The organism is Variovorax sp. Soil_C_33 (assembly GCF_057656935.1).
The window spans coordinates 356,364-368,053 of sequence record NZ_JBDGJK010000003.1; the positions used below are offsets into that span (position 1 = coordinate 356,364).

The 11,690-nt window shown below is 67.3% G+C and carries 10 protein-coding genes; 4 read left to right on the forward strand and 6 right to left on the reverse strand.

All coding sequences use genetic code 11. The annotated features are described in order from the left end of the window. Positions 1 to 61: 61 nt before the first annotated feature. Positions 62 to 1,972: a propionate--CoA ligase gene (locus AC3A6B_RS07095; protein WP_487836042.1), complete on the reverse strand. Its 1,911-nt coding sequence runs from the start codon at positions 1,970 to 1,972 to the stop codon at positions 62 to 64. 90 nt (positions 1,973 to 2,062) lie between these two features. After that, positions 2,063 to 2,968, reverse strand: a complete 906-nt coding sequence (ygiD, locus tag AC3A6B_RS07100; RefSeq protein ID WP_487836043.1) for a 4,5-DOPA-extradiol-dioxygenase — start codon at positions 2,966 to 2,968, stop codon at positions 2,063 to 2,065. Between the two features lie 179 nt (positions 2,969 to 3,147). Here ygiD and AC3A6B_RS07105 point away from each other — a divergent pair, with 179 nt between their 5' ends. Then, complete coding sequence (locus tag AC3A6B_RS07105) at positions 3,148 to 4,131, forward strand: hypothetical protein (RefSeq protein ID WP_487836044.1); 984 nt, start codon at positions 3,148 to 3,150, stop codon at positions 4,129 to 4,131. A gap of 105 nt (positions 4,132 to 4,236) precedes the next feature. Here the strand turns inward: AC3A6B_RS07105 and AC3A6B_RS07110 are convergent, their stop codons facing one another. After that, positions 4,237 to 5,268, reverse strand: coding sequence for an isocitrate/isopropylmalate dehydrogenase family protein (locus AC3A6B_RS07110; RefSeq protein WP_487836045.1), 1,032 nt, complete (start codon positions 5,266 to 5,268; stop codon positions 4,237 to 4,239). Between the two features lie 108 nt (positions 5,269 to 5,376). On the opposite strand from AC3A6B_RS07110, the gene AC3A6B_RS07115 reads away from it, so the two are divergent. Next, positions 5,377 to 6,492: a 3-deoxy-7-phosphoheptulonate synthase gene (locus AC3A6B_RS07115; protein ID WP_487836046.1), complete on the forward strand. Its 1,116-nt coding sequence runs from the start codon at positions 5,377 to 5,379 to the stop codon at positions 6,490 to 6,492. Positions 6,493 to 6,498: 6 nt separating this feature from the next. On the opposite strand, the gene AC3A6B_RS07120 is transcribed toward AC3A6B_RS07115, so the two are convergent. Then, positions 6,499 to 8,025, reverse strand: coding sequence for a CoA-acylating methylmalonate-semialdehyde dehydrogenase (locus AC3A6B_RS07120; protein ID WP_487836047.1), 1,527 nt, complete (start codon positions 8,023 to 8,025; stop codon positions 6,499 to 6,501). A 106-nt stretch (positions 8,026 to 8,131) separates the two neighbouring features. Between AC3A6B_RS07120 and AC3A6B_RS07125 the strand changes: the two genes are divergently transcribed. Next, positions 8,132 to 9,061 carry a LysR family transcriptional regulator gene (locus AC3A6B_RS07125; protein ID WP_487836048.1) on the forward strand — a complete coding sequence of 310 codons (930 nt, stop codon included), beginning with the start codon at positions 8,132 to 8,134 and terminating at the stop codon, positions 9,059 to 9,061. A gap of 13 nt (positions 9,062 to 9,074) precedes the next feature. On the opposite strand, the gene AC3A6B_RS07130 is transcribed toward AC3A6B_RS07125, so the two are convergent. Together AC3A6B_RS07130 and AC3A6B_RS07135 are read right to left on the reverse strand one after the other, a co-directional pair. Then, a complete protein-coding gene (locus tag AC3A6B_RS07130) occupies positions 9,075 to 9,674 on the reverse strand; it encodes an isochorismatase family protein (RefSeq protein ID WP_487836049.1) in 600 nt (199 codons plus the stop codon). A 71-nt stretch (positions 9,675 to 9,745) separates the two neighbouring features. After that, positions 9,746 to 10,840, reverse strand: coding sequence for a PQQ-dependent sugar dehydrogenase (locus AC3A6B_RS07135; RefSeq protein ID WP_487836134.1), 1,095 nt, complete (start codon positions 10,838 to 10,840; stop codon positions 9,746 to 9,748). Positions 10,841 to 11,104: 264 nt separating this feature from the next. Here AC3A6B_RS07135 and AC3A6B_RS07140 point away from each other — a divergent pair, with 264 nt between their 5' ends. After that, positions 11,105 to 11,659 carry a C40 family peptidase gene (locus AC3A6B_RS07140; RefSeq protein ID WP_487836135.1) on the forward strand — a complete coding sequence of 185 codons (555 nt, stop codon included), beginning with the start codon at positions 11,105 to 11,107 and terminating at the stop codon, positions 11,657 to 11,659. The last annotated feature ends 31 nt before the right edge of the window (positions 11,660 to 11,690 follow it).

Consider the following 11,690-nt stretch of genomic DNA (forward strand, 5'->3'; position numbering starts at 1 on the left):
TGAGTACCCTGGCATTGTGCCATGGCAACCATGTGACGGCGGAAAGCGCCTTCGCAAGCCCTCAAAGGGATAGCGATTGCCTGATCTGCTGGAGGGCGCCGGGATCTTCTATCGTTGTCAGGTCGCCGGGGTCGCGCTCTTCGCACACCGCCTGGATCGCCCGGCGCAGCAGCTTGCCGCTGCGCGTCTTGGGCAGCGCGCTGACGAAGCGCACGCGCGCGGGCCGCGCCAGCGCGCCGAGCTGGTCGGCCACCTGCTTCATGATTTCCCCTTCGAGCAGGAGGGCCGCCTGTTCGTCGCCGAGGACCGCGCCGTCCTTCGGCACCACGAAAGCCATCGCCACCTGTCCCTTGAGCGCATCGGCGACGCCGACGACCGCGACCTCGGCAACCCTCGCATGGCCCGAGATCGCTTCCTCGATCTCGCGCGTGCCGAGCCGATGGCCGGCGACGTTGATCACGTCGTCGGTGCGGCCGAGGATGTAGAAATAGCCGTCCTCGTCGCGGATGCCCCAGTCGAAGGTCGAATACACCAGCTTGCCCGGCACGGTCTTCCAGTAGGTGTTGACGAAGCGCTCGTCGTCCTTCCACACAGTCTGCATGAAACCAGGCGGCGTCGGGCCTTCGATCACCACCACGCCCTTCTCGTTGGCGCCGCTCAGTTCCTCGCCGGTCGATTCGTGGAGGATCTTCACCTTGTAGCCGTACATCGGAACGCCGGGGCTGCCGAACTTGCTGCGCGTCTGCTCGACGCCGTTGGCCACCGTGAGGATGGGCCAGCCCGATTCGGTCTGCCAGTAGTTGTCGATGATCGGCACGCCCAGGCCCTCGCTGATCCAGCGCGCCGTCGGCTCGTCGAGCGGCTCGCCGGCCAGGAACAGCGCGCGCAGGCTCGAAAGGTCGTACTTCTTCAGGAGCGCCGGATCCTGCTTCTTGAGCACGCGCACTGCGGTCGGCGCGCTGAACATCACGGTGACCTTGTATTTTTCCACCAGCCGCCACCAGATGCCGCCATCGGGTTGCCGGTCGAGCCCCTGCGTGGGCAGGCCCTCGTACATGAGGGTCGCCATGCCCGCGATCAGGGGTCCGTAGACGATGTAGCTGTGGCCTACCACCCAGCCGATGTCGCTGGTGGAGAAATAGGTCTCGCCGGGCCGGCCGTCGAAGATGTGCTTCATGCTGGCGGCCAGGGCCACGGCATAGCCGCCGGTGTCGCGCTGAACGCCCTTGGGCCGGCCGGTGGTGCCGCTGGTGTAGATGGTGTAGCTGATGTCGGTCGCATCCAGCCAGGTGCAGGGCACCTGCGCATCGCGGTGCTTCTCGACCAGCGCGGCCATCAGATGGTCGCGCCCTTCCATCAGGGCCATCGGCGCCAGGCCGCGATCAGCCAGCACCACCGACTCGGGCTTGTGCGAGGACTGCCGGATCGCCTCGTCGAGCAGCGGCTTGTACGCGAGCACCTTGCCGCCGCGCGACCCGGCGTCGGCGCTGACGATCACCTTCGGCGTCGCATCCTCGATGCGCGAGGCCAGCGAGCCGCTGGCGAAGCCGCCGAACACCACGCAGTGGATCGCGCCCAGGCGCGCGCAGGCCAGCATCGCGAAGGCGGCCTCGGGGATCATCGGCATGTAGATCAGCACGCGGTCGCCCTTGCCGACGCCGAGCCCCCTCAGGCTCGCCGCTACGCGCTGCACTTCGGCGTGCAACTCCTTGAAGCTGTAGCTTCTTTCGGTCCCGGTTTCGGTCGAGACCGCGATCAGCGCCGGCTGGTCGCCGCGCGTGGCCAGGTGGCGATCGACCGCGTTGTGGCAGAGGTTGGTCGTGCCTCCTGCGAACCACCGAACGAAGGGCGGGTTGCCGGCATCGAGGACTTGCTGCGGCGGCGTCTGCCAATCGATGAGCTTGGCCTGTTCGGCCCAGAAGGCCTCGGGCGCTTCGATGGAACGGCGATAGAAGTCTGCGTAGCGGCTCATGGCTTGTCTCCAGTAGGCAACGCGATATTACGGAATGCGCGATCGAAGCGACGGCCGATTCCGCCGATCACCCGGCGCCGCGCCGCATCCTCAACCGAACTGCAGGCAGCGCATGCTCAAGGTACCCGACTGGAACCCTTCAAAGATGGTCTGCGCGCGCTCGTTGGTACCGGCAGCGCCCAGCGCGTACAGGAAGGGGAAGTAGTGGTCGGGCGTGGCGACGGCAATGGACGCCCCTTCCAGTTTCCCGTAGTTGAGCAGGGCCTGGTCGTCCCGGCCCAGGAGGGCCGCCTTGACTGCATCGTCGAACGACTGCGCCCAGGGCCGGCTTGCCTCGAGGCCATCGGGCGTGCCGCGGTCGGTCGCGCGCAGGTTGTGCACGACGTTGCCGCTCCCCAGCACCAGGACGCCCTTGTCGCGAAGCGCGGCCAGGTCGCGACCCACCGCGTAATGAAAGGCCGCCGGCTTGTCGTAGTCGATGGACATCTGGAAGACCGGCACGTCCGCCTTCGGGTACAGGTACTTCAGGACGGTCCAGCTGCCGTGGTCGAGGCCCCACTGCTGCGTGGGGATGACCTTGACCTGCCTCACGAGGCTCGCGGCCTCCTGCGCAATCGCCGGATGGCCCGGCGCCGGGTACTCGATGTCGAAGAGCGCTTGAGGAAAGCCGCCGAAGTCGTGAATCGTCTTGGGCTTCTCCTGGATGCCGACGCCCGTCGCGCCCGAGCTGAGCCAGTGCGCGGAGATGCTCAGGATAGCGGTCGGCCGCGGCAGCGCCTTGCCCCACTCGACCAGGCGGCGGGTGAACGCGTTCTCGCGGATGGCGTTCATGGGACTGCCATGGCCAATGAAGATGACCGGCATGTGGCTGGTGGGCCTGCCGGCCTTGGCCGCCGCGGCATGGGCATACGACGACAGGGAGGCAAGCGCGGCCGTGGCTCCAAGCGCCGTGGAGTTCAGAAGGAAGCCGCGACGGCCTGGGTCAGCAGAAGACATGATTTCAAGGGAGTGACTCGGTGCACGGCTTGGAGCTCGCCGAACAATCTGCGTGCGTGGCCCCCAACGTCTTTGCAACGCGGTCGTTCGTACCTTGCCGCCGCCGGATCATAGCGACGGGAGCATGGATTCGCCTCGGCAGTTGCGGTGCGAAGACGCGACACCCGGGTGGCCATGGCTTGCAACTTGCTTCGGATTGTTCGTATGCAGGTCACAGCATGACTTCAACATTCATCAAGGCCGCAGAAGTCTGGCTGCCGAGCGATGACGGCTCCCTGCTCGAGTTCGGAAGCGGCGCATTCGGTCCCGCCAGGCGATTCGCGGCCATCAGCCGGGAGCTGTGCTTCGGCCCTGGCGAAGGTTTGCCGGGTCGGGCCTGGGACGAAGGCAGGCCGATCCTTCTGCGCCAGTTCGAAGGCTCGAACTTCCGCCGCATTTCGGCCGCCCGCGACGCCAGCCTGGACTGCGCCATCGCGCTGCCGCTTTTCGTGCATGACAGCCTCACTTCGGTGCTCGTGATCTTCTGCGGCCACGAGGCCGCCGCCGCCAGCTGTCTCGAACTCTGGCATCACGATGCGCGCGTCAACAGCGACATGAGACTCGTCGATGGCGCCTTTGGCGTGAACGCCCAAGCCTTCGAGGCGGCCTCTCACGAGACCTACCTGCCACGCGGCACGGGTTTGCCGGGGCTGGCCTGGCAGCGCGGCGAAGCGGTGTTCCTGCAAGATCTGCCGGCCGACCCCGGACGGTTCCTGCGCGCGCAGGAAGCCGCCGACGCAGGCCTCCTGCGGGGTCTGGCAATCCCGGCCGGTTCGCGGCTCGATGACAGCCATGTCGTGACCTTCCTTGCTGGTGCGTCGTTGCCGCTGGCGCGACGCATCGAGCGCTGGGTTCCAGCTGCGCCGAACTTGCTGCGGCGCGTCTACGCCTTCAGTGAATTGCATGGAGGCGCCTCGCTGACCGAAGCCACGCTGCCCTTGTCGGCGTCGTCGGGATCGATCGCCAGGGCCTGGGTCACCGGGACGCCGGCGGTCAATGACTGGCCGGCCTCCGAACCCGGCGCTCCCGCCGCCGCCGCAACGGCGATCGGATCCTGGGCGCTGTTGGCGATCCCCGTGGTGTGGGAGGGCGAAGTGGTCGAGGTGGTAGCGTTGTACCTCTAGGGCTTCATGACCATTCACACGCCGGCACGCGCCCGCCGCGCGCCCCCCGTCCTGCTAGCTCGCGAAAGGAACTGCCTTCCTACTGAGCGGCGGCCGCATCCTTCCTCAGCCGCCGGCGATCCGGCTCACCAGCGCCTTCGTGAACGCGGCGGTGCCGGCGCTGCCGCCCAAGTCGCCCGTGCGCACCTTGTCGATGTTCAGCGTCTCGTCGATGGCCTTGCGCAAGCGCGTCGCCAGCTCCGGCAGCTTGCAGTGGTCGAGCATCAATGCGGCGGCCAGCAGCAGCGCCGTGGGGTTCGCGATGCCCTTGCCGGCAATGTCGGGCGCAGAGCCGTGCACCGCTTCGAAGATGGCCGCATCGGCACCGATGTTGGCGCCGGGCGCCATGCCCAGGCCGCCGACCAGCCCCGCCACCAGGTCTGACAGGATGTCACCGAACAGGTTGGTCGTGACCAGCATGTCGAACTGCCAGGGGTTGAGCACCAGCTTCATCGCGCAGGCGTCGATGATGACCGTGCCGAGTTCGAACTTGCCCTTGTACTTGCGCTCGTACAGCTCGAGTCCGGTTTCCAGGAAGATGCCGGTCAGCGCCTTCATGATGTTGGCCTTGTGCACGATCGTGACCTTCTTGCGGCCGGTCGCGACGGCGGTCTCGAACGCATATTCGAGCAGGCGGCGGCTGCCCTGGCGCGTGTTGATGCCGGTGGCCATCGCCACCGCATGCGGGTCGCCGTCGATCGGCACGTAGTGCTCGTGGCCGATGTACAAGCCCTCGAGGTTCTCGCGCACGACCATCAGGTCGATGTTGTCGAAGCGGCCGCCGGGAATGATGGTGCGCGCGGGACGCAGGTTGGCGTAGAGCTGGAACTCTTCGCGCAGGCGAACGTTGGAGGAGCGGTAGCCGCCGCCCGACGGCGTTTCGAGCGGTCCCTTCAATGCGAGACGGGTGCGGCGGATGCTGTCCAGCGTGGCCGCAGGCAGCGGGTCGCCAGCCTGCTGCACGCCACCGAGTCCCGCCACCTGGCGATCCCATTCGAACGGCGCCTTCAGGGCGTCGAGGGCGGCGAGCGTCGCATCGACGATCTCGGGGCCGATGCCGTCCCCGGCGATCAAGGTTGCGGGAATGACAGCGGACATGGGTGACTCCAGGGGAAGTGAAAGAGCGCTCGGTCGGTGGCGCGGACCGGGCGATTATCGGCGGACAATCCGGTGGTCCCACGCATGAACCGCACCGTGACCGAACACATGACCCGACTTGACGACCCCCTCCACGACGCCGAGATCGGCTCCCGCGACAGCACGATCGACACCACCCGCATCGATGACGTACGCATCGGCGCCGTCCGCCCGCTGATGACGCCTGCGCTGTTGCAGGAGCGCGTGCCGGTGCGCGACGACACCCTCGCGCTGGTGGAAGCCAGCCGCGCGGCGATCGCCGACGTGCTGCACGGGCGCGACGACAGGCTCGTCGTGGTGGTCGGCCCCTGCTCCATCCACGACCATGACCAGGCGCTCGAATACGGCCACCGGCTGAAAGCCGTGGCCGACGCGCTGCAGGGCGAACTGCTGATCGTGATGCGCACCTACTTCGAGAAGCCGCGCACCACCGTGGGCTGGAAGGGCTACATCAACGACCCGCACCTCGACGGCAGTTTCGCGATCAACGAAGGACTCGAGCGGGCGCGGCGCCTGCTGCTGGAGCTGACGACGATGGGCCTTCCCGCCGGCACGGAGTTCCTCGACCTGCTGAGCCCGCAGTTCATCGCCGACCTGATCGCCTGGGGCGCCATCGGCGCACGAACGACGGAAAGCCAGAGCCACCGGCAGCTGGCCTCGGGACTGAGCTGCCCGGTCGGCTTCAAGAACGGCACCGACGGCAGCATCAAGGTCGCGGCGGATGCGATCCTGGCCGCGCAGGCGCCGCATGCGTTCATGGGCATGACGAAGATGGGCATGGCCGCGATTTTCGAAACCCGCGGCAACGACGACTGCCACGTCATCCTGCGCGGCGGCAAGACGCCCAACTACGCCGCCGTGGACGTGGCCGCAACCTGCGAGGCGCTGCGCGCGCTGGACCTGCGCCAGCAGGTCATGATCGACGTCTCCCACGGCAACAGCAGCAAGCAATACCGGCGCCAGATCGAGGTCGCGCACGACGTGGCCGGGCAGATCGCCGCCGGCGAGCGACGCATCGCCGGCGTGATGATCGAAAGCCACCTCGAGGAAGGCCGGCAGGACCTGGTTCCAGGCGTCGCGCTCAGGCACGGCGTGTCGATCACCGATGCGTGCATCGGCTTTTCGCAGACCGTGCCGGTGCTGCAGGAGCTTGCCGCGGCGGTGAAGTCGCGGCGGCGGCCTTGACGCTGCCTACTTCGCCGTCGGCATCACGAACTCGGCGCCCTTGGGCGTGCTTTCCGGCCAGCGCTGCATGATCGACTTCTGCTTGGTGTAGAAGCGCACGCCCTCCTCGCCATAGGCGTGCATGTCGCCGAACAGGCTTTTCTTCCAGCCGCCGAAGCCGTGCCAGGCCATCGGCACCGGGATCGGCACGTTGATGCCCACCATGCCGACCTGGACTCGGCGCGAGAACTCGCGCGCCACGTTGCCGTCGCGCGTGAAGCAGGCCACGCCGTTGCCGAACTCGTGGGCGTTGATCAGCTCCACCGCTTCCTTGAGGTCGGGCACGCGCACGCAGGAGAGCACCGGGCCGAAGATCTCTTCCTTGTAGATGCGCATCTCGGGCGTGACGTGGTCGAACAGCGTGCCGCCCATCCAGAAGCCGTTGGCGCAACCCTCGCCTGCCTGCGCCGCATCGAAGCGGCGGCCGTCGACCAGCAGCTTCGCGCCTTCCTTCTCGCCCTGCGCGATGTAGCCGGCGATGCGCTCGTGCGCCGCGCGCGTGACGATCGGGCCCATCTCGGCCGCGAGGTTCTCGCCGTCGAGCACCTTGAGCGTCTTCGCGCGTTCGATCAGCTTCGGCATGATCTTGTCCGCCGCGTCGCCCACCAGCACCGCGACGCTGATCGCCATGCAGCGCTCGCCGGCCGAGCCGTAGCCGGCGCCGATCAGCGCGTCGACCGTCTGGTCGATGTCGGCGTCGGGCATCACCACCATGTGGTTCTTGGCGCCGCCCAGCGCCTGCACGCGCTTGCCGTGGCGCGCGCCGGTTTCGTAGATGTAGTTCGCGATCGGCGTCGAGCCGACGAAGCTGATCGCCTTGACATCGGGATGCTCGATCAGCGCGTCGACGGCCTCCTTGTCGCCCTGCACGACGTTGAACACGCCGTCGGGCAGGCCCGCTTCCTTCAGCAGCTCGGCCATGCGCAGCGAGGGGCTGGGGTCGGTCGGGCTGGGCTTGAGCACGAAGGTGTTGCCGGCCGCAATCGCGACCGGGAACATCCACATCGGCACCATCACGGGGAAGTTGAAGGGCGTGATGCCGGCCACCACGCCGAGGGGCTGGCGCAGCGTCCAGTTGTCGATGCCGGTCGAGACCTGGTCGGTGTAGTCGCCCTTGAGCAGCTGCGGAATGCCGCAGGCGAACTCGACGATGTCGATGCCGCGCGTGACCTCGCCCTGCGCGTCGGTGAAGACCTTGCCGTGCTCCGCCGTGATCAGGTGGGCGAGTTCGTCGCGATGGCGGTTGAGCAGCTCGAGGAACTTGAACATCACGCGCGCGCGGCGGATCGGCGGCGTGTCGGCCCAGGCGGGAAAGGCGGCCTGTGCGGCAGCGACCGCCGCGTCGACGTCGGTGCGGTTCGCCAGCGCGACGTTGCCGGTCACGGCGCCGGTCGCGGGGTTGAAGACGTCCTGGGTACGCGACGACGCGCCGCCGGCACGGTGGCCCGCGATGTAGTGCGCGATCGGGGTGGGAACGGAGATCTTGGTGGTCATGGCCGGGCCGGTAGTGGAGGGAGAGGCGGCCAGTCTAGAAAGCAGCGCCGCTGTTGCCTAGGCGCTTGCGCTGAATTGATTGTTTGCCGCGGTGAACAATACGGCCATGGATGACAAAAAAGTCGAATTGCTCTGGACCCATCTGCATTGGCTGATCGTCCTGGAGCAGCAAGGCAGCTACACGGCGGCGGCGGCCCGGCTGGGCGTCAGCAAGGCAGCCATGAGCCAGCGCATCGCCGAGTTGGAGCGCGCTGCCGGCGTGCCGCTGGTGCGCCGCACCACGCGCAGCGTGCGCCTCACCGAGGCCGGGCAGCGCCTGGTCGACGACATGCGCGCGCCCTTCGAGCGGATCGCGCACAGCTTCGCCGGCGTGCGCGACCTGGCCAGCGCGCCGCGCGGCCTGCTGCGCGTGACGGCGCCGGTGGCCTTCGCGCGCCAGCAGCTGGTGCCGCGCCTGGCGGACTTCCTGCGCGCCTACCCGGAAGTGCGTCTGGAGCTGGACATGTCGGATCGCCTGCGCTCGCTCGCGATGGAGGGCTTCGACCTCGCCGTGCGGCACACCGCCGCGCCGCCGGAGACGCATGTGGCATGGATGCTGGCCCCCACCCGCTCGGTGCTGGTCGCGAGCCGCGCCTACCTGCGCCGCCGCGGCGTGCCGGAACTGCCGCAGGACCTGGCGAAGCACGACTGCCTGCACTACCCGCGGACGCAGGACACGCCGGCCTGGAGCTTCGTGCGCGACGCCGATGGCGAACAGGCGACGGTGCCGGTCAACGGCCCGTTCGCCGCCAACAACAGCGAGGCGTTGCGCGATGGGGCGGCGACCGGCCTCGGCATCGCGCTGCTGCCGGACTTCAGCGCGCAATCCGGCCTGCAGGCCGGCAAGCTGGTGGAGGTGTTGCCGCAGTGGCGGCCGGTGGGGGCCTTCGGCGAGCGCCTGTATGCGATCCGCCCCTACTCCGCCCACGTGCCGCGCGCGGTGGAGGCATTCGTCTCCTATCTGCGGCAGGCCTTCGCGGCTGGTTTCGCGGCCTGAGGTCCCGAGTCCTCTAGCGAATCAGCGCCAGCACGTCATCGAAGCGCGGATGCTCGGCCGTGCGCAGCCATTCAAAGCCGACCATTTCGGTGGTCACGAGCTCTGCGCCGGCGCCGGCCAGGCGGTCGAAGGCGGCATCGCGATTGCGCTCAGTGCGCGAGCTGCAGGCATCGGTCACCACCCAGACTTCGAACTCGTCCTCCAGCAGATCGAGGGCGGTCTGCAGCAGGCACACATGGGCTTCGCAGCCCGCGATGACGATGGTGTTGCGCTCCTCGGCGGCGGCCGGCTTCTGCAAGTGCTTGGGCAGGCTGCGCGCATTGCCCTGCGGCGCCTTGGCAGGCGCGCGCAGCCATTCGCCCAGCCCCTCTTCTGCCGCGCTGAAATGCATCTTGGCCAGCGTGCGCTGGCACAGGGCACGAATGTCGGCCGGGTTCTCGCCCAGCTTCGACGGGTTTTCCTCGGTGCCCCAGACCGGCACGTCGAGCAGGCGGGCCATCCGGCCGAGCCGCACCGCGTTCTCGACCACGGTCTCGCCTTCGAAGATCGCCGGCATCAGGCGCGCCTGGTAGTCGACCAGGACCAGTTGGGATTGCGATGCATCGAGCAGCATGGAGCAAATGTCTTTCAGGAAAAGCGAGGGGCTAGACCGTACCACCGAACCGATGGCCCTGACCGTCCCGCTCAGTCCGGCCGCAAGCGCAGCAGCTTGCCGTCGGATTCGTCCGTCAGGATGTAGAGCAGCCCGTCCGGGCCCTGCTTCACATCGCGGATGCGCGCCCTGCCGTCTTCCAGCATCTTGTGTTCGGCGACGACCTTGCCGTCCTTGAGCTCGATGCGGTCGAGGTAGCCGAACTTGAGCGAGCCCACGAAGAGATTGCCCTTCCAGCCCGCGCCGTAGCGATCGCTGGTGACGAAGGCCATGCCCGAGGGCGCGATCGAAGGCACCCAGTAGTGCAGCGGCTGCTCCAGCCCGTCCTTGCGCGCGATGCCGTCGCCGATCTTGCCGCCGCCGTAGTTCTCGCCGTAGGTGATCACCGGCCAGCCGTAGTTGCGGCCGGCCTCCGGGATGTTGATCTCGTCGCCGCCTTGCGGGCCGTGCTCGTGCATCCAGAGCTTTCCGTCGGGTGCCAGCGCGGCGCCCTGGCCGTTGCGATGCCCGTAGCTCCAGATCTCGGGCAGCGCACCGGCCCGGCCGACGAAGGGGTTGTCCGCGGGCGCGCTGCCGTCCTTGGCGATGCGCACCAGCTTGCCCACGTGGTTGTCGAGCTTCTGCGCGTCTTCCTTGCGGCTGAAGCGGTCGCCCAGCGTGAGGAACAGGCTGCCGTCCTTCGCCTCGATGATGCGGCAGCCGAAATGGTTGCGGCTGGCGACCTTGGGACGCTGGCTGAAGATCACCTTCAGGCCTTCGAGGCGACTGCCGTCGGCCGACAGTTGCGCCCGCGCCAGGGCCGTGCCGTTGGCCGAGCCGCCCGCTTCGGGTTCGGAGTAGCAGAAATAGAAGGTCCGGTTCCGGGCAAAGGCCGAATCGACCAGCACGTCCAGCAGCCCCCCCTGGCCGCCGGTGGCGATGGCAGGCAGCCCGGCCAGCGGTGCGCCCAGCTTGCCGTCGGCAGCGACGACGCGGATGCGCCCGGACTTCTCGGTCACCAGAAAGCGCCCGTCGGGAAGAAAGCCCACGCCCCAGGGATTCTGGAGGCCCGAAGCGACCACTTCCGGCCGCGGCGCCGCCATAGCGAGGCCCACTGCCGCGATCGCCAGACCCGAGAGCGACGCCATCCGAAACCAAGCCATCTTGAATACTTTCGATGAATTCATGCCAGATCCTTCGAAATGAGTGAAAGCACACCAAGCAAAAAAGTATCGCCCATAACTAAAAACTTTTGCTTTACATCAGCGAACAACTTATGGCTGATAACGGAGAGCTTTACATTTCATAAAATCAGTGAATGTAAAAAGCGTAGGCAGGACAATGGGTTGCGTGCAGAATCCCGAAACCGCATGAAATTGACATTGCTATTTGTCATCCATATCCTACGCGCCATGCGATTTCTCCTACCTGCCTGCCTCTTGATTGCATTTGCCGCTCATGCCGCACCGCAACAAGACCGCGCCGAAGAACTGGATTCCCTGCTTGCCGACAAGGGCTTGGTCAACCAGCTCCAGCAGGTTCGCCAAACCGTCGTCGATCGCACATCCGATCTGGTCGTTACCGCCATCGGTTTCCTGGGCGTCCCCTACCGCCGCGGCGGCAACACGGTGGAAACCGGCTTCGACTGCAGCGGCTTCGTCCGTGCCATGTACAACCAGACAGTCGGCCACCTGCTTCCGCGCCGCGCCGAAGAACAGGCCGCCGCCACCCAGAAGATCGATCGCAGCGAACTCAAGCCCGGCGACCTCGTGTTCTTCAACACCATGCGCCGCGCGTTCAGCCATGTCGGCATCTACGTCGGCGAAGGCAAGTTCATCCATTCTCCCAAGCCCGGCGCGCAGGTCCGCGTCGAGGACATGAGCGGAAGCTACTGGCAGCGCCGCTTCAGCGGTGCGCGCCGCGTGCAGGCGGCGCAGGGCGAGATCAACGCCAACACGGGCGACTGAGTCGAGCGCTCACCCAAAAAAACCCGCCGGC